The organism is Ruegeria sp. H8 (genome assembly GCF_056532905.1).
Window position 1 is genome coordinate 32,742 of record NZ_JBQFNY010000015.1, and the last position, 16,901, is coordinate 49,642.

A 16,901-nucleotide genomic window follows, 5' to 3' on the forward strand; every position below is an offset into this window, starting at 1 on the left:
GGCCGGAGCAATGGCAATTCTCGACAAACACAAGATCCTCGAGACCAACGCGACCCTCCTGCTGATCTTCAGCTTTCTGGTCGTGACCATCGGCGGCATCGTTCAGATCACCCCGCTGTTCTATCTTGAGAACACGATCGAAAAGGTGGAGGGCATGCGGCCCTACACCCCCTTGGAAATGGCGGGGCGCGAGATCTACATCCGCGAAGGCTGCTATGTTTGCCACAGCCAGATGATCCGCCCGATGCGGGATGAGGTCGAACGCTATGGCCACTACTCGCTGGCGGCGGAATCGATGTATGACCACCCGTTCCAGTGGGGGTCCAAACGGACCGGACCCGATCTGGCGCGTGTCGGTGGCCGCTATTCTGACCAATGGCATGTCGACCACCTGCGGGATCCGCAATCCGTTGTGCCGGAATCGGTGATGCCGAAATACGGCTTCCTCGAACATCGCAAAATTGACGGCAAGTACATCGGTGATGTGATGGCCGCCAATGCTCTGGTCGGGACGCCTTATTCCGAAGAGATGCTGGAAAACGCACAGGCCGACTTCCTCGCTCAGGCTGACCCGGACAGCGACTATGACGGGCTGCTCGAGCGCTATGGCGACAAGGTCAACGTGCGCAACTTCGACGGCCAGCCAGAGTTGACCGAAGCTGATGCGTTGGTTGCCTATCTTCAGATGCTGGGCACGTTGGTCGATTTCTCGACCTTCACCCCGGACGCAAGCCGCTGAAGGAGGATCGTGATGGAAGAATACACAATTCTCAGGCAGTTCGCGGATAGCTGGATGCTGCTGCTGTTGTTCGCCTTCTTCGTTGGTATCGTCATCTGGGTTTTCCGCCCCGGTGCCAGCAAGGAATACAAGGACACCGCCAACATCCCCTTCCGGCATCAAGATAAACCCGCCACATCCAAGGAGGCGCGGCAATGAGCAAGACACCTGAAAAACAGCCGGGTGATCCGAATACAACCGGGCACAGCTGGGACGGGATCGAAGAGTTCGACAACCCGATGCCGCGCTGGTGGCTGTGGACCTTCTACGCCACTATCTTCTGGGGTGTGATCTACACGATCATGTATCCAGCATGGCCCCTGGTGCAGTCGGCAACCGCCGGCGTCATGGGCTGGTCTTCACGGGCTTTGGTCCAGCAGGAGATGGTCGCATTCGAAGAGGCAAACGCACCCTGGAACGCCAAACTGGTGGAAACACCTTTGGAAGACATCGCGAAGGACGCTGAGCTTCAGCAATATGCCGTGAACTCTGGCGGTGCCGTGTTCCGTACATGGTGTGCACAGTGCCACGGTTCCGGTGCGCAGGGCGCGCCGGGTTTCCCGAACCTGCTGGATGACGCCTGGCTGTGGGGTGGTACGATGGAAGATATCGTCTACACCGTCAGCTATGGTATCCGGAACGAAGAAAGCGACGATGCGCGCTATTCCGAGATGCCTGCCTTCGGTGAAATCCTGGAGCATGACGAAATCACGCAGGTGGTTCAGTATGTCATGTCGCTGAGCAACGCTCAGACCGATGACGCGGCGGCACAGGCGGGCAAGGTTGTCTTCGAAGACAACTGCGCGGCCTGCCATGGTGAAGATGGCAAAGGTGACATCTTCCAGGGGGCGCCGAACCTGACCGACGCGATCTGGCTTTATGGCGGTAGCGAAGAAGCTCTGACCGAAACAGTGACTTACAGCCGCTTTGGTGTCATGCCGCCCTGGGATACCCGACTGACCGAGGCGCAGATCCGTGCGGTATCCGCCTATGTCCACCAGTTGGGTGGTGGCCAGTAAGACCTAGAGGGCACCTTCGGGCGGCTGGCCGCCCGAAGGCTGTAGCACCGGCTGTTCCATCTGTTCGCGCGTTTCCTGAACAGCCGGTGCTTTTTTACACTGAATTCCTGTTGTTTTGCCATTCCGTTCTTTGCAACGACGGCTGATCACCCGCGTTCGGGCAGGGCTGACCCGGGGCTGCGACAATTGGTCGGCACTTGGAAAACTGCATGTACCACGTGCAGCTGGTATCGCGCCACAAGTAGATTTTCCGCCAAAATAGGCTGAAAATCGGCTAAAATACCTGATCTCCGGTGCCGGCAAGATGGGCTGATCTTCAAAAGATGTTTGCTCGATGCGCTTTTTGACCCATGTCAAAGTTCGCCTAGGCATGATCTGGAACAAGACGTCTTCAGAAGACCCATTTGTGGAGCCAGCCAGTGAGCGATTCCGATCCCGCCCCCAGCCTTTACGCCGCGCGTGAGCCGATTTTTCCAAGACGTGTTTCGGGGCCGTTTCGAAACCTGAAATGGATCATCCTCATCGTGACACTGGGCATCTACTATGTGACACCCTGGATCAGATGGGATCGTGGCCCCAGCCTGCCTGATCAGGCTGTCCTGCTGGATCTTGCAAATCGACGTTTTTATTTCTTCTGGATCGAGATCTGGCCGCACGAATTCTACTTTGTCGCTGGTTTGCTGATCATGGCAGGTTTGGGTCTGTTCCTGTTTACGTCCGCTCTGGGTCGCGTTTGGTGCGGATACGCATGCCCGCAAACCGTCTGGACGGACCTGTTCATTCTGGTCGAGCGCTGGATTGAAGGCGACAGAAACGCCCGCCTGCGCCTGCACCGTCAGGAAAAGCTCGATTTCCGAAAGGCTCGCTTGCGGATCACCAAATGGGCGGTCTGGTTTCTGATCGGTTTGGCGACAGGTGGTGCCTGGGTGTTCTATTTCGCGGATGCACCTACGCTGGCCCGTGATCTTGTGACGGGCAACGCGCATCCCGTTGCCTACACGACGATGTTGATCCTGACGGGTACAACCTTCTTCTTCGGCGGGTTCGCCCGCGAGCAGATCTGTATCTATGCCTGCCCATGGCCGCGCATTCAGGCGGCGATGATGGATGAGGACACGCTGGTTGTCGGCTATCGCGAATGGCGGGGTGAACCGCGCGGCAAAGGCAAGCGGACGGCCGATTCTGAATTGGGGGATTGCATCGACTGTATGGCCTGCGTGAATGTCTGCCCTGTCGGGATCGATATTCGGGATGGCCAGCAGCTGGAATGCATCACCTGTGCCCTTTGTATCGACGCGTGTGATGACATGATGGCCAAGATCGGAAAGCCACGAGGGCTGATCGACTACATGGCGCTGAGCGATGAAAAGCATGAGCGATCTGGCGAGCCCGCCAAGAATGTCTGGAAGCACATTCTGAGGCCGCGTACGATCATGTACACCGCATTGTGGGCGCTGGTCGGGTTCGGGCTGCTGTTTGCGCTCTTCATCCGTTCTGACATCGATCTGACTGTTGCACCGGTCCGCAACCCCACTTTCGTCACCCTGTCGGACGGTACAATCCGCAACACCTATGACGTTCGCCTGCGCAACAAGCACGGTGAGGACCGTCTGTTCAAACTGTCTTTGGCGGGCGATCCGGCGATGCGACTGGAAATCGAGGGAACCAATATCGATACTGTGAATGTCACGGCGGATACGGCACAATTGACCCGTGTATATATCGTGGCCTCCCGCGATAGCGATCCGGCCGCAGCAGAGGCGACGCCAGTACGGATCTGGGTCGAAGACCTCAGCAGCGGCGAACGCGCCTACAAGGACACCACGTTTAACGGACGAGGGAACTGATCATGGCCGAACGTAAATTCACCGGAAAGCACGCTTTGGCCGTGTTTGTCGGCGCTTTTGGCGTGATCATCGCGGTGAACCTCGTGCTGGCGTATAATGCGGTGAAAACCTTTCCCGGGCTGGAGGTCAAGAACTCCTACGTCGCCAGTCAGGAGTTCAACGAGCGCCTGAAAGAGCAGAAGGCGCTGGGCTGGACAGTTCGGGCGGAAACCAAAGGCGGCCTGCTGATCCTGCACATCACCGACGAAAGCGGTGCGCCGGTTGAGGTGAGCGAATTGCAGGCCGTGGTCGGCCGGGCAACCCATGTGCGCGACGACTTCGTGCCGGATTTTACGTTCGACGGGACAGCCTATGCCACGCCTGCTACACTGGGTAAGGGCAACTGGAACATCCGGTTGGTGGCGCGTGACGGAAACGGTGCCGAATTCTCGCAGCGCGTCCCGCTTTACGTGAAGGGGTAAGCATGACGGCTCAGCTTTCATCCGGCACAGCAGCCTGCCCGGGCTGCCTTGCGGCCCCGGCAGAACCGGCCCGGCCCATACCGGAAGATGTGCAGATCGCCTTGTCGCTGCCGGGCATTCACTGCTCGGCCTGTATCGCGACGGTCGAGCGTGAACTGAACGCGCATCCCGGCGTCGAAGATGCCCGGGTGAATCTGACGCTCAAACGCGCGATGATCAAAGCCACGCCGGAGACGCGAGCAAGCGATCTGATCCCGGTGCTTGAACAGGCAGGATTCGAAGCACATGAGCTTGATCCGGGGGCTTTGTCCGCAACGCAGACGGACAAGGCCGGGCGTGATCTTTTGATGCGGCTGGCCGTGGCCGGGTTTGCATCCATGAACGTGATGTTGCTGTCGGTGTCGGTATGGTCCGGTGCGACGGATGCAACGCGGGACATGTTCCACTGGATTTCAGCGGCCATTGCGCTGCCGGCCATTGCGTTCTCGGCCCAGCCGTTCTTTGCCAATGCCTGGAGCGCCCTGCGCGTGCGACGGCTGAATATGGATGTGCCGATTGTGCTGGCGATCCTGTTGGCGCTGGTCACGTCGCTGTGGGAAACCGCGTTGAGCGGCGAGCATGCCTATTTCGACGCAGCCCTGACATTGACCTTCTTTCTGCTGGCCGGACGGTATCTTGATTACCGCACCCGTGCCGCGGCGCGATCTGCGGCCGAGGAATTGACCGCGTTGGAAGTTCCCCGCGCCATTCGTGTCGCCGATGGGGTTGAAGATGAAGTTCCCGTTGCCGAGTTGCGCGTCGGAGACCTGATCCTTGTGCGACCGGGTGGGCGCATGCCCGTGGACGGCCAGATCGTGTCGGGTCAGTCAGAACTGGATCGATCCCTTCTGACGGGTGAGACGGTGCCAGTCTTTGCCGAAGCCGGGCAGACTGTGAGCGCGGGTGAAGTCAACCTGACGGGTCCGTTGACAATCCGGGCAACGGCGGTCGGGGAAGACACGTCGCTCCATCGTATGGCTGATCTGGTCGCCATCGCCGAGTCTGGCCGGTCCCGTTACACCTCGTTGGCCGACAAGGCCGCCAAGCTGTATGCGCCGGGTGTTCACATTCTGTCGGCGCTCAGCTTTGTTGGGTGGTACATCTATTCCGGTGACTTGCGCACGGCGCTGAATATCGCGGCGGCTGTTCTGATTATTACCTGCCCCTGTGCGTTGGGTCTGGCCGTGCCAGCGGTAACCACGGCCGCGTCGGGCCGGTTGTTCCGCAAGGGAATGCTGATCAAGCACGCCACGGCACTGGAGCGGCTGTCCGAAGCCGACACGGTTGTATTCGACAAGACAGGCACGCTGACATCCGGCGCGCCGGAACTGGTCAATCTGGCAGACCATGCACGCGCCAAGGTCGAGGTCGCTCTGGCGCTGGCCGAGGCTTCTGCACATCCCTTGTCCGTATCACTGGCAAAAGCGGCGCGCGCGGCAGGGATCAAACCAGCAAATGTGCGGGGAATAGCCGAGGTTCCCGGCTATGGCACTGAGGGCGAATTCCGTGGTCAACGTGTTCGTCTGGGGCGGGCGGCCTGGGTCGGCGCGGATCAGGGCACCGATACTTCGGCCTGGCTTGCAATCGGCGAGGACGCACCCGTGGCCTTCCGATTCTCGGACGCGTTGCGCCCGGGCGCCGCTGAGGCGGTGGATGCCCTGCGTGCCTCGGGCAAACGTGTACTTTTGATTTCAGGGGATTCGCAGGGGGCGGTGCGCGCCTTGGCCGAAAAACTGGGAATCACGGATTGGATCGCCGAGGCTTTGCCGCAGGACAAGGCAAGACGCATTCAGGATCTCAGCGATGAAGGCCACAAAGTTCTGATGGTTGGCGACGGGCTGAACGATACCGCCGCTTTGGCCGCGGCGCATGTGTCGATCTCTCCGGCCTCTGCGCTGGATGCGGCGCGGGTCGCGTCGGATATCGTGCTGTTGGGCAATGATCTTTCGCCCATTGCGGATGCGTGTGACACGGCCGTCAAAGCCACCAGACGCATTCGCGAAAACTTCCAGATCGCAACCGTTTACAACGTGATCGCCGTTCCTCTGGCCGTGATCGGATTGGCGACACCGCTGATCGCGGCCTTGGCGATGTCGACCTCGTCCATTACCGTGTCCCTGAACGCCCTGCGGCTGAGGTAACCTGAATGGAAGTGCTTGCTTATCTGATCCCGATTTCCCTGTTCCTGGGGGGCGTTGGTCTGGCTGCCTTCGTATATACCGTTCTTACGAACCAGTACGAAGACCCCGAAGGTGATGCGCGCCGGATCCTGAGCGACGAATGGGATGACAAACCCAAACCCTGAACGAATGCCCCATAGAGGCAGAGTTGAACCAACTGCCCTTGAAATTGCCGCAATGCCCGGCTATGTCCGGCCCATCCGCTAGCAGAGAGAACACGCCAAATGGCCACCACCAATCCGATCCAGTTCATTCAGCAAGTCCGTGCCGAAGTCTCCAAGGTCGTCTGGCCGACCCGGCGCGAGGTGCTGTTGACCACGGTAATGGTCTTCATCATGGCGGCGCTGACGGCTGTATTTTTCGCTTTGGTCGATTTGGGTATTCGGGGTGGTCTTCAACTGATCCTGGGTGCTTTCAGCTAGACGGGATCAGCGCGCTGAAACGTCTCTGCCCCCTTGCGCTGCGGGCAATGTCAGAGTAGGTGACGCGGTACTATTCGGAATGGGCGTGTGGCGATTCGGGCTGCGCGCCGCTTTTTATTCCGGATGGTGTGACAAGATTTTAATGACGGGTGTGTCCGGTACGCTTGATGCCCCGAAGACAAACAAGGACGACAGGTTCATGGCGAAACGGTGGTACTCGGTCAGCGTTCTTTCGAATTTCGAAAAGAAGATCGCAGAACAGATCCGCACGTCGGTGGCTGAACAGGGCCTTGAGGACGATATCGACGAAGTTCTGGTGCCCACCGAAGAGGTGATCGAAGTGCGCCGGGGCAAGAAGGTCACGACCGAACGCCGCTTTATGCCTGGTTACGTTCTGGTGCATATGGAAATGTCGGATCAGGGGTATCACCTGATCAACTCGATCAACCGCGTCACTGGTTTCCTGGGCCCGCAAGGCCGCCCGATGCCGATGCGCGACGCCGAAGTGAATCAGATCCTGAACCGTGTTCAGGAAGGTGAAGAAGCACCCAAGCTGATGATCAGCTTCGAGGTCGGCGAGAAGGTCAAAGTCAACGACGGCCCGTTCGAAGATTTCGACGGTATGGTCGAAGGTGTGGACGACGAGAACCAGAAGCTGAAGGTTTCGGTTTCGATCTTCGGCCGGGAAACTCCGGTCGAGCTGGATTTCACGCAGGTCACCAAGCAAAGCTGAGGAAATGTTTCTCGAGAATTGAAACGCCGCGATGCCAAGGGCAACGCGGCGTTTTTTGTTTGGGTATTCGCTGAAAACGTATCGACCTATTGCGCCTGAACCATGGCCGCGCGCAAGAGTTGCGGGCGGTCGGTCTGGGAAGGCAGGAACACAGCCTGCGATCCGGCGTCCAGTGCCGACAGGCTTGCGTCATACCACTGCATCGCAAGATCGCGACGTTTCTGCACACCGAAGCCTTCGCGCAGATGGTGGCCAATCAGCTCGCCATAGGCGGGCTCACCCATTGCGACCAACATCAGGGCAGACCCAAGAGCAGCATCCATGTTGTCCTGACGATAGCCAATCGCCAGGCAGACCTTACTTGTCGCGGCAAGATCTTGGGGGCTGAGGCCCGAGTCCAGCGCCAGCTTGCGCATCTGGGTTTCAGCCTCGGTTTTCGAGTTGATAGACAGAGCATCAACCTGAGGCGCCACCATTTCACCATACGAGTCGCATTGAGCACTCACCTGATCCGGCGTGAGCCCCTGGATATCCTGAATCAGATCTTCACCGCGCGCCATCGCGTAGCTGCGGGCAAGACAGAACTGTTCGCTGAGCGCAAAGTCGGGATCCGACATGTTCGCCAGGGTCGTATAACCGCCATTGGTAGATGTTTGCAGCATGACCCCGCTACAGCGATTGGCCAGCGACGGGCCTCCGGTGCCGCCGGAAAACAGGCTCGGCAGGCTGGCAGACGTTGTTTCGGTTGTCTCCGGCTCAGGTTCTTGCGGTGTCGCAACCGGAACAGGCTGTGCCGGGGCGGCTTGTGCCGGAGCTTGCGGGGCAGTAGCCAAAGCAGATCCCGTCTGCACCTGACGGCGATACGCCATCAGAAGCGGTTGGCCCGCAAGTTGAGTCGTCGCCTGTCCACCGCTTGTGGCCCAATAGTAGGCTTGCATCAGAAAGTCATACTGATATGGCTGAAAATCATAGCCGTTTACAGGATAACCCATCGAGGCCTGATAGCGTTCGATTGCGGACCGGGTGCCGCGACCCACCTGACCATCGACCCGTCCTGCATTGTACCCGAAGTAATTGAGCGCGGTCTGAGTTTGCGCGCCTTGTGTGGTAGACGGAATACCTGACCGATAGGTGCGGTTCGATGAAGTTGTTCTCTGAGATTTTTTCTTTTGTTGGTCCTTGCCGATTGCGTAACCAACGATCCCGCCGACGACCGCACCACCAAGAAACTCTCCAGCGTCGGCCCGTGCCGTTTGAGGGATGGCAGCAGCAAGAGAAAAGGCGATGCCAAGAGTTAAAGCTAAACGAAGTATCATAATTAACCTCCACCAATAATCACAATTTTTAAGGAGTATAGCACGGTCATCTGCGTTGTGGCGAAGCAAGCGCCAATGTCGCGTTCAATTGGCGGCAAACCGGCGGTTTTACACGTCTTTGCAAATTGTTAGAGGGATTCGAAACTGCAAGGAGACACGCGTGTAATCACGCAGGCAGCAAGAATCCTCTCAGGGTTTGATTCGGTACAACCCGAATGGTGCACCAACCACTTGTCATCTCTCCTGATCCCATGTAAACGCCGCCTTTATCGTCTTCGGGCGAGATTCTCTCGTGGGAGGTTGCCGGGGTCGCGATCCCGAACCGGACCACGCAACATAATCTGGGTGAGACGCGTTTCACCCAAGTTGAAAGGAAAACCAAATGGCCAAGAAGCTTGCTGGTACAATGAAACTGCAGGTTCCTGCAGGTCAGGCGAACCCGTCGCCGCCAGTTGGTCCTGCGCTGGGTCAGCGCGGCATCAACATCATGGAATTCTGCAAGGCGTTCAACGCCAAGACAGCAGACATGGAGCCCGGCGCTCCGTGCCCGACCGTGATCACCTATTATCAGGACAAGTCCTTCACCATGGACATCAAGACGCCGCCCGCGTCTTATTACCTGAAAAAAGCAGCTGGTCTGAAGCCGGTTGGCAAGCGTAACCGTCCCCGCGGCGCGGAAAACCCAGGTCGTGAGACCGTGGCAACCGTGACCTCGAAGCAGGTTCGCGAAATCGCCGAAGCCAAAATGAAAGATCTGAACGCCAACGACATCGAAGGCGCAATGCAGATCATCCTGGGCTCGGCCCGCTCCATGGGCATCGAGGTGAAGTAAGATGGCAAAACTCGGTAAACGTACGCGCGCCGCGCGCGAAGCTGTCGCTGGCAAGGAAAACCTGTCGGTAGACGAAGCAGTTGCCTTGGTCAAAGCCAATGCAACGTCGAAATTCGACGAAACCATCGAGATCGCTCTGAACCTGGGCGTTGACACCCGTCACGCGGACCAGATGGTTCGAGGTGTTGTCGGCCTGCCGAACGGCACCGGTAAAGCGATGCGCGTTGCTGTTTTCGCTCGTGGCCCCAAGGCAGACGAAGCGAAAGAAGCAGGCGCGGATATCGTTGGTGCAGAAGACCTGATGGAAACCATCCAGGGCGGCACCATCGAATTCGATCGCTGCATTGCCACCCCGGACATGATGCCGATCGTCGGTCGTCTGGGTAAAGTTCTGGGCCCCCGCAACCTGATGCCGAACCCCAAGGTTGGCACCGTGACCATGGACGTGAAAGCGGCCGTGGAAGCAGCCAAGGGCGGTGAAGTTCAGTTCAAGGCGGAAAAAGGCGGCGTTGTGCATGCCGGTGTTGGCAAAGCGTCGTTCGACGAAGCCAAACTGGCTGAAAACGTCCGCGCGTTTGTCTCGGCTGTTGCCAAGGCGAAACCGTCGGGCGCCAAAGGCACCTATATGAAGAAAATCGCGCTGAGCTCGACCATGGGCCCCGGTGTGACCGTTGATGTAGCAGAGGCCTCGGGCGAGTAAGCCAGACAAATCTGATGCAAAGAATTGATCCCGGGTGGTGCAAACTGCCCGGGATTTTCATTTTGCCGGGTTCGGTGCGAAGATAAATCGCATGCATTTCAGTTCTGGCAATCGAACGGACCATGGCTATGGAAACTAAGCGCGAACTCCTCCAAAGATTTCTTAAGGGTTTGGAAACCGGTAACGCCATGGCGGCAGCGGTTGTCAATGAAGAGAAGTACATCCAGCACAACCCTCAAACTCACGAAGGCAGCGAAGGTATTGCCGACCTGTTCGCAAGGCTGTCCAAGACCTCACCCAAGGTTACATTCAAAAGGGTTTTCGAGGATGGCGACTTTGCCTTTGCGCATATTGAGTACGATTTCAGTAGCCTGCGCGCCGCGTTTGAGGTGTTTCGGTTCGAAGATGGCAAAGCCGTAGAGCATTGGGACAACATTCAGCCCTTGCGCAGTCCAAACCTTTCTGGGCGTGGAATGCTGGATGGCCACACCGAAGTAACGGACCTGGAGAAGACGGAAGAAAACCGGGCCGCTAGCAGCATGTTTGTCACAGAGGTTCTGATAAAGCGCAGGTTTGACAGATTGGCGGACTTAGTTGCAGAGGATCTAAAACAGCACAATCCGGACATGGCCGACGGAATCGTAGCGCTCAAGAACGTGTTGGAAGGAACAAACGAAAGCGGGACAAAATTTGTCTACAAGCATTTGCATCGGGTTTTGGCAGAGGGAAATTTCGTCCTTTGCGTGTGTGAAGGGGAAAGAAATGGGGTGCATTCCAGCTTTTATGATTTGTATCGTTGGGACGCTGATCAGATCGTCGAACATTGGAGCACCATCGAAGCGGTTCCGCCGCGCGAGGAATGGAAAAACGACAACGGGAAGTTCTGAAAAGATGCCCTTGGAATTTGGGTGCTGTATGATCTGAATTGGGTGCAATTTACCCCTTGGAAACCCCCTCCATCTGCCCTAAGAAGACCTGCGGAACAAAGCGTGCGATTCGTCGTGCGCTTTGTTTCGTTTCGTCCAAGACGGTGGGTGGGTCCGTTCGGCCCCTTAATTCCCTGCCTGAGACGGGTAAGACCAAAGAATTCTGGGGGTCCCACCCTCGGGCGCATTTTGGCCAATCCCGTAACAAGGACCTGAACGCCGGAGCGAAAGCTGCGGCAAATATGAGCCGGGGTGAGATTTCGCCCCTAACTTGGAGAGAACTGTGGATAGAGCCCAGAAAGAGAAAGTGGTCGAGGAACTCGGCCAAATCTTCGAAAGCTCTGGCGTCGTAGTGGTTGCCCACTACGCCGGTCTGACAGTTGCCGAGATGCAGGACCTGCGCGCGCGTGCACGCGAAGCGGGCGGTTCCGTGCGTGTTGCCAAAAACAGGCTCGCCAAAATCGCCCTTGAGGGTAAGCCGTGTGCAAACATGGCCGACCTGCTGACAGGGATGACCGTTCTGACCTATTCCGAGGACCCCGTGGCAGCAGCCAAGGTGGCCGAGGACTTCGCCAAGGAGAACAAAAAGTTCGAAATCCTTGGCGGTGCAATGGGCGAGAACGCTCTGGACCGCAAAGGCGTCGAAGCTGTTTCGAAAATGCCGTCTCGCGAGGAGCTTATTGCTTCGATCGTGGGCTGCATTGGCGCACCTGCTTCGAACATCGCCGGCGCGATTGGCGCACCTGCAAGCAATATCGCAAGCATCCTTTCCACCATCGAAGAGAAGGCGGAAGCTGCGTAAGCGGTTGGCACTGAATGATCTGCGTGGGGCATGTGCCCTGACGTTGGAACACACACTGTAAACGGAAAGAGCTGATAAAATGGCTGATCTGAAAGCACTCGCAGAAAGCATCGTGGGTCTGACCCTGCTGGAAGCACAAGAACTGAAAACCATCCTCAAAGACGAATACGGCATCGAGCCCGCAGCTGGCGGCGCCGTAATGGTCGCAGGTGCAGCTGGCGACGCCGGTGGCGCAGCTGAGGAAGAAAAGACCGAATTCGACGTCGTTCTGAAGAACGCCGGCGCATCGAAAATCAACGTCATCAAAGAAGTTCGCGGCATCACCGGCCTGGGCCTGAAAGAAGCCAAGGAACTGGTCGAAGCCGGCGGCAAGATCAAAGAAGGCGTGGACAAAGCAGAAGCAGAAGACGTCAAAGCCAAGCTGGAAGCAGCTGGCGCCGAAGTCGAACTGGCCTAAGCTTGGTCTCAGGTGCATCGCTGATGTGCCGAAAAATTTGGCTGGGTCCGGAGAAATCCGGGTCCAGCCGAACCTGTCTTAGAAAGGGCCTCAAGACGCGAGGCGTTTTCTAAGACACGGTTTTCGGATCGGGAGGCCGCCTTCGGGACGGTGGCCATGAATTGATCCGGACGTGTTGTCTCGATTGTGCAAGATGCCGGGGCCCGACGGTGTCTTTGCCCGCTGAGAACATCGAAAGGTGACATCTGACATGGCTCAAACGTTCCTTGGCCAGAAACGTCTTCGTAAATATTACGGCAAAATCCGCGAAGTGCTGGAGATGCCGAACCTTATTGAGGTCCAGAAATCTTCTTATGATCTTTTCCTGCGCTCCGGCGATGCAGAGCAGCCTACTGACGGCGAAGGCATCAAAGGTGTGTTCCAGTCGGTTTTCCCGATCAAGGATTTCAACGAAACCTCCGTTCTGGAATTCGTGAAATACGATCTGGAAAAACCCAAATACGACGTTGAAGAGTGCATGCAGCGCGACATGACCTACAGCGCACCGCTGAAGGTTACCTTGCGTCTGATCGTGTTCGATGTCGATGAGGACACCGGCGCAAAATCGGTAAAGGACATCAAGGAACAGGATGTCTTCATGGGCGATATGCCTTTGATGACGCCGAACGGCACTTTTGTCGTGAACGGGACCGAGCGTGTGATCGTATCGCAGATGCACCGTTCGCCCGGCGTGTTCTTTGACCACGACAAAGGCAAGACTCATTCCTCGGGCAAGCTGCTGTTTGCCTGCCGCATCATCCCGTATCGCGGCAGCTGGCTGGACTTCGAGTTTGACGCCAAGGATATCGTGTTCGCCCGGATCGACCGTCGCCGCAAACTGCCTGTGACAACCCTGCTTTATGCGCTGGGTCTGGATCAGGAAGCGATCATGGACGCGTATTACAACACCGTGTCCTACAAGCTGGACAAAAACAAGGGTTGGGTGACACCGTTCTTCCCCGAGCGCGTGCGCGGCACACGCCCGACCTATGATCTGGTTGACGCCAAATCCGGTGAAGTGATTGCCGAAGCAGGCAAGAAGGTTACCCCGCGCGCGGTCAAGAAGCTGATCGACGAAGGAACCGTCACTGATCTGCTGGTTCCGTTTGATCACATCGTCGGCAAGTTTGTCGCCAAGGACATCATCAACGAAGAAACCGGCGCGATCTATGTCGAAGCCGGTGATGAGCTGACCCTGGAATACGACAAGGATGGCGACCTGATCGGTGGCACCGTCAAGGAACTGATCGATGCGGGCATCACCGACATCCCGGTTCTGGACATCGACAACGTCAATGTAGGCCCCTACATGCGCAACACCATGGCTCAGGACAAGAACCTGAACCGTGAAAGCGCGCTGATGGACATCTACCGCGTCATGCGTCCGGGTGAGCCGCCCACCGTCGAGGCTGCGTCGGCTCTGTTTGACACGTTGTTCTTCGACAGCGAGCGGTATGACCTGTCCGCTGTTGGCCGCGTGAAGATGAATATGCGTCTGGCTTTGGATGCGCCCGACACCCTGCGTACCCTGCGCCGCGAAGACATCGTGGCCTGTATCAAGGCGCTGGTGGAACTGCGTGACGGCAAAGGCGATGTGGACGATATCGACCACCTCGGCAACCGTCGCGTGCGTTCGGTTGGCGAACTGATGGAAAACCAGTACCGCGTCGGTCTGCTGCGCATGGAGCGCGCGATCAAAGAGCGTATGTCGTCGGTTGAAATCGACACCGTCATGCCTCAGGACCTGATCAACGCGAAACCTGCTGCGGCTGCTGTCCGCGAATTCTTCGGCTCGTCGCAGCTGTCGCAGTTCATGGACCAGACCAACCCGCTGTCGGAAGTCACCCACAAACGCCGTCTCTCGGCGCTTGGCCCCGGTGGTCTGACACGTGAGCGTGCGGGCTTTGAGGTGCGTGACGTACACCCGACCCACTATGGCCGGATGTGTCCGATTGAAACGCCGGAAGGTCCGAACATCGGTCTGATCAACTCGCTGGCCACCTTTGCCCGCGTGAACAAGTATGGCTTCATCGAAACACCGTACCGCGTCGTCAAAGACGCCGAGGTGACCGATGAGGTTCACTACATGTCCGCGACCGAGGAGATGCGTCACACCGTGGCGCAGGCGAACGCGACCTTGGATGCCGATGGCAAGTTCATCAATGATCTGGTTTCGACCCGTCAGGCGGGTGATTACACGCTTGCCCCGCGCGAGAATGTGGACCTGATCGACGTGTCGCCGAAACAGCTGGTCTCGGTCGCTGCATCGCTGATCCCGTTCCTTGAAAATGACGACGCTAACCGCGCTCTGATGGGCTCGAACATGCAACGTCAGGCGGTTCCGCTGCTGCGGGCCGAGGCACCGCTGGTCGGTACCGGCATCGAGGAAAAGGTTGCGATTGACTCGGGTGCTGCGATTCAGGCGAAACGTGCCGGTATCATCGACCAGGTCGATGCCCAGCGTATCGTGATCCGCGCCACCGAAGATCTGGAACTGGGCGACGCTGGCGTTGACATCTATCGTCTGCGCAAATTCCAGCGTTCGAACCAGAACACCTGCATCAACCAGCGTCCGCTGATCAAGGTGGGTGACACCGTCCAGAAGGGCGAGGTCATTGCCGACGGTCCGTCGACCGATATGGGTGAACTGGCTTTGGGTAAGAACGTGGTCGTCGCGTTCATGCCGTGGAACGGTTACAACTACGAAGACTCGATCCTGATCTCGGAACGTATCGCGCGTGACGACGTCTTTACCTCGGTCCATATCGAGGAATTCGAAGTCGCCGCCCGTGACACCAAGCTGGGCCCGGAAGAGATCACCCGCGACATCCCGAACGTTGGTGAAGAAGCGCTGCGCAACCTCGACGAGGCGGGCATCGTTTACATCGGCGCGGATGTTGAACCGGGCGATATTCTGGTCGGCAAGATCACTCCGAAGGGCGAAAGCCCGATGACCCCGGAAGAAAAGCTGCTGCGCGCCATCTTCGGTGAAAAAGCATCTGACGTGCGCGACACCTCGCTGCGCGTGAAGCCGGGCGATTACGGTACGGTCGTGGAAGTCCGCGTCTTCAACCGTCACGGCGTCGAGAAAGATGAGCGTGCGCTGCAGATCGAGCGTGAGGAAGTCGAACGTCTGGCCCGTGACCGGGACGATGAGCTGGCGATCCTGGACCGCAACATCTATGCGCGTCTGCAAGGTCTGATCCTGGGTAAAACCGCTGTCAAAGGCCCGAAAGGCGTCAAGGCAGGGTCGGTGATCACCGAGGAACTGCTGGAAACCCTGACCCGTGGTCAGTGGTGGCAGCTGGCGCTGGAAGACGAGCAGGACGCACAAATCGTCGAAGCTCTGAACGAGCAGTACGAAGTGCAAAAGCGTGCTCTGGACGCCCGTTTCGAAGACAAGGTCGAGAAAGTCCGTCGTGGCGACGATCTGCCGCCGGGTGTGATGAAGATGGTCAAAGTCTTCATCGCCGTGAAGCGCAAGTTGCAGCCGGGTGACAAGATGGCTGGTCGCCACGGGAACAAAGGTGTGATCTCCAAGGTTGTTCCGATGGAAGACATGCCGTTCCTGGCCGATGGTACGCCGGTCGACTTCTGTCTGAACCCGCTGGGCGTGCCTTCGCGTATGAACGTTGGCCAGATCCTTGAAACCCATATGGGTTGGGCCGCACGCGGTCTGGGTCTGAACATCGATGAGGCGCTGCAGGAATACCGCCGTTCGGGCGATCTGACGCCGGTACGTGACGCGATGAAACACGCCTATGGCGAGGATGTCTATGAAGAGGGCATCAGCGGCATGGACGAGGACCAGCTGATCGAAGCGGCCAGCAACGTCACCCGCGGTGTTCCGATCGCAACCCCGGTCTTTGACGGCGCCAAAGAGGCTGACGTCAACGACGCGCTGGTGCGCGCGGGCTTCTCGGAAAGCGGTCAGTCGATCCTGTTCGACGGTCGTACCGGTGAGCAATTCGCGCGTCCGGTGACCGTGGGCATCAAGTACCTGCTGAAACTGCACCACCTGGTGGACGACAAAATCCACGCGCGTTCGACCGGCCCGTACTCGCTGGTTACTCAGCAGCCGCTGGGTGGTAAGGCGCAGTTCGGTGGTCAGCGCTTTGGTGAGATGGAAGTCTGGGCTCTGGAAGCTTACGGCGCCGCCTACACCCTGCAGGAGATGCTCACCGTTAAATCGGATGACGTCGCCGGCCGGACCAAGGTCTATGAGTCGATCGTCAAGGGCGAGGATAACTTTGAAGCGGGCGTACCGGAATCGTTCAACGTTCTGGTTAAAGAAGTCCGTGGCCTCGGCCTGAATATGGAACTCCTGGATGCGGAGGTTGAGGAGTAAGG

General features: G+C 57.9%; 17 protein-coding genes. 15 read left to right on the forward strand and 2 right to left on the reverse strand.

Annotated elements, in window-relative coordinates; translation table 11 throughout:
- Positions 1-10 precede the first annotated feature (10 nt).
- From ccoO to ccoP, 3 genes are read left to right on the forward strand one after another with little or no spacing between them, the layout of a single operon-like run.
- Positions 11-739, forward strand: a complete 729-nt coding sequence (gene ccoO, locus ACR0A2_RS21205; RefSeq protein WP_152459189.1) for a cytochrome-c oxidase, cbb3-type subunit II — start codon at positions 11-13, stop codon at positions 737-739.
- A 12-nt stretch (positions 740-751) separates the two neighbouring features.
- Entirely contained in the window at positions 752-937 is a 186-nt protein-coding gene (locus ACR0A2_RS21210) for a CcoQ/FixQ family Cbb3-type cytochrome c oxidase assembly chaperone (protein WP_050605006.1), read from the forward strand.
- Positions 934-1,797 (forward strand): cytochrome-c oxidase, cbb3-type subunit III, encoded by an 864-nt coding sequence (ccoP, locus tag ACR0A2_RS21215; protein WP_171119849.1) that lies wholly within the window; start codon positions 934-936, stop codon positions 1,795-1,797. The genes ACR0A2_RS21210 and ccoP overlap by 4 nt, the downstream gene beginning before the upstream one ends.
- Positions 1,798-1,800: 3 nt before the next feature.
- Here ccoP and ACR0A2_RS21220 read toward each other — a convergent pair whose 3' ends face one another.
- Positions 1,801-2,181: a hypothetical protein gene (locus ACR0A2_RS21220; protein ID WP_171233861.1), complete on the reverse strand. Its 381-nt coding sequence runs from the start codon at positions 2,179-2,181 to the stop codon at positions 1,801-1,803.
- 35 nt (positions 2,182-2,216) lie between these two features.
- Here ACR0A2_RS21220 and ccoG point away from each other — a divergent pair, with 35 nt between their 5' ends.
- The 6 genes from ccoG (at position 2,217) to nusG (ending at position 7,479) form a co-directional block, all read left to right on the forward strand.
- On the forward strand, positions 2,217-3,644 hold the full coding sequence (gene ccoG, locus ACR0A2_RS21225) for a cytochrome c oxidase accessory protein CcoG (protein ID WP_480837154.1): 1,428 nt from the start codon (positions 2,217-2,219) through the stop codon (positions 3,642-3,644).
- Positions 3,645-3,646: 2 nt separating this feature from the next.
- On the forward strand, positions 3,647-4,105 hold the full coding sequence (locus ACR0A2_RS21230; protein WP_171233859.1) for a FixH family protein: 459 nt from the start codon (positions 3,647-3,649) through the stop codon (positions 4,103-4,105).
- A gap of 2 nt (positions 4,106-4,107) precedes the next feature.
- A complete protein-coding gene (locus ACR0A2_RS21235) occupies positions 4,108-6,285 on the forward strand; it encodes a heavy metal translocating P-type ATPase (protein ID WP_480837156.1) in 2,178 nt (725 codons plus the stop codon).
- Positions 6,286-6,290: 5 nt separating this feature from the next.
- A complete protein-coding gene (gene ccoS, locus ACR0A2_RS21240) occupies positions 6,291-6,449 on the forward strand; it encodes a cbb3-type cytochrome oxidase assembly protein CcoS (protein WP_480837158.1) in 159 nt (52 codons plus the stop codon).
- Positions 6,450-6,548: 99 nt separating this feature from the next.
- Entirely contained in the window at positions 6,549-6,746 is a 198-nt protein-coding gene (gene secE, locus ACR0A2_RS21245) for a preprotein translocase subunit SecE (RefSeq protein WP_050605011.1), read from the forward strand.
- A 199-nt stretch (positions 6,747-6,945) separates the two neighbouring features.
- Entirely contained in the window at positions 6,946-7,479 is a 534-nt protein-coding gene (gene nusG / locus ACR0A2_RS21250; RefSeq protein WP_152459924.1) for a transcription termination/antitermination protein NusG, read from the forward strand.
- An 86-nt stretch (positions 7,480-7,565) separates the two neighbouring features.
- On the opposite strand, the gene ACR0A2_RS21255 is transcribed toward nusG, so the two are convergent.
- Entirely contained in the window at positions 7,566-8,795 is a 1,230-nt protein-coding gene (locus ACR0A2_RS21255; protein WP_171230647.1) for a peptidoglycan-binding domain-containing protein, read from the reverse strand.
- Positions 8,796-9,177: 382 nt separating this feature from the next.
- Here ACR0A2_RS21255 and rplK point away from each other — a divergent pair, with 382 nt between their 5' ends.
- The 6 genes from rplK to rpoB all read left to right on the forward strand — a co-directional run bounded on the left by rplK (position 9,178) and on the right by rpoB (position 16,899).
- Entirely contained in the window at positions 9,178-9,627 is a 450-nt protein-coding gene (gene rplK, locus ACR0A2_RS21260) for a 50S ribosomal protein L11 (protein ID WP_152459181.1), read from the forward strand.
- A gap of 1 nt (position 9,628) precedes the next feature.
- Positions 9,629-10,327 (forward strand): 50S ribosomal protein L1, encoded by a 699-nt coding sequence (gene rplA, locus ACR0A2_RS21265; RefSeq protein WP_171119843.1) that lies wholly within the window; start codon positions 9,629-9,631, stop codon positions 10,325-10,327.
- A gap of 128 nt (positions 10,328-10,455) precedes the next feature.
- On the forward strand, positions 10,456-11,214 hold the full coding sequence (locus ACR0A2_RS21270; protein WP_480837160.1) for a nuclear transport factor 2 family protein: 759 nt from the start codon (positions 10,456-10,458) through the stop codon (positions 11,212-11,214).
- 322 nt (positions 11,215-11,536) lie between these two features.
- The gene (gene rplJ, locus ACR0A2_RS21275; RefSeq protein WP_152459179.1) at positions 11,537-12,055 is read left to right on the forward strand and encodes a 50S ribosomal protein L10; all 519 of its coding nucleotides are present in this window, start codon (positions 11,537-11,539) and stop codon (positions 12,053-12,055) included.
- 79 nt (positions 12,056-12,134) lie between these two features.
- Positions 12,135-12,512, forward strand: a complete 378-nt coding sequence (gene rplL, locus ACR0A2_RS21280) for a 50S ribosomal protein L7/L12 (protein WP_152459178.1) — start codon at positions 12,135-12,137, stop codon at positions 12,510-12,512.
- Positions 12,513-12,762: 250 nt separating this feature from the next.
- Positions 12,763-16,899, forward strand: a complete 4,137-nt coding sequence (gene rpoB / locus ACR0A2_RS21285; protein WP_480837163.1) for a DNA-directed RNA polymerase subunit beta — start codon at positions 12,763-12,765, stop codon at positions 16,897-16,899.
- Positions 16,900-16,901: the final 2 nt, after the last annotated feature.

What these genes read in the sequence shown, in the direction of transcription:
- ccoO (WP_152459189.1), top strand. Translation starts at nt 11, where the DNA reads ATGGCAATTCTCGACAAACACAAGATCCTCGAGACCAACGCGACCCTC.
- ACR0A2_RS21210 (WP_050605006.1), top strand. Translation starts at nt 752, where the DNA reads ATGGAAGAATACACAATTCTCAGGCAGTTCGCGGATAGCTGGATGCTG.
- ccoP (WP_171119849.1), top strand. Translation starts at nt 934, where the DNA reads ATGAGCAAGACACCTGAAAAACAGCCGGGTGATCCGAATACAACCGGG.
- ACR0A2_RS21230 (WP_171233859.1), top strand. Translation starts at nt 3,647, where the DNA reads ATGGCCGAACGTAAATTCACCGGAAAGCACGCTTTGGCCGTGTTTGTC.
- ACR0A2_RS21235 (WP_480837156.1), top strand. Translation starts at nt 4,108, where the DNA reads ATGACGGCTCAGCTTTCATCCGGCACAGCAGCCTGCCCGGGCTGCCTT.
- ccoS (WP_480837158.1), top strand. Translation starts at nt 6,291, where the DNA reads ATGGAAGTGCTTGCTTATCTGATCCCGATTTCCCTGTTCCTGGGGGGC.
- secE (WP_050605011.1), top strand. Translation starts at nt 6,549, where the DNA reads ATGGCCACCACCAATCCGATCCAGTTCATTCAGCAAGTCCGTGCCGAA.
- nusG (WP_152459924.1), top strand. Translation starts at nt 6,946, where the DNA reads ATGGCGAAACGGTGGTACTCGGTCAGCGTTCTTTCGAATTTCGAAAAG.
- ACR0A2_RS21255 (WP_171230647.1), bottom strand. Translation starts at nt 8,795, where the DNA reads ATGATACTTCGTTTAGCTTTAACTCTTGGCATCGCCTTTTCTCTTGCT.
- rplK (WP_152459181.1), top strand. Translation starts at nt 9,178, where the DNA reads ATGGCCAAGAAGCTTGCTGGTACAATGAAACTGCAGGTTCCTGCAGGT.
- rplA (WP_171119843.1), top strand. Translation starts at nt 9,629, where the DNA reads ATGGCAAAACTCGGTAAACGTACGCGCGCCGCGCGCGAAGCTGTCGCT.
- ACR0A2_RS21270 (WP_480837160.1), top strand. Translation starts at nt 10,456, where the DNA reads ATGGAAACTAAGCGCGAACTCCTCCAAAGATTTCTTAAGGGTTTGGAA.
- rplL (WP_152459178.1), top strand. Translation starts at nt 12,135, where the DNA reads ATGGCTGATCTGAAAGCACTCGCAGAAAGCATCGTGGGTCTGACCCTG.
- rpoB (WP_480837163.1), top strand. Translation starts at nt 12,763, where the DNA reads ATGGCTCAAACGTTCCTTGGCCAGAAACGTCTTCGTAAATATTACGGC.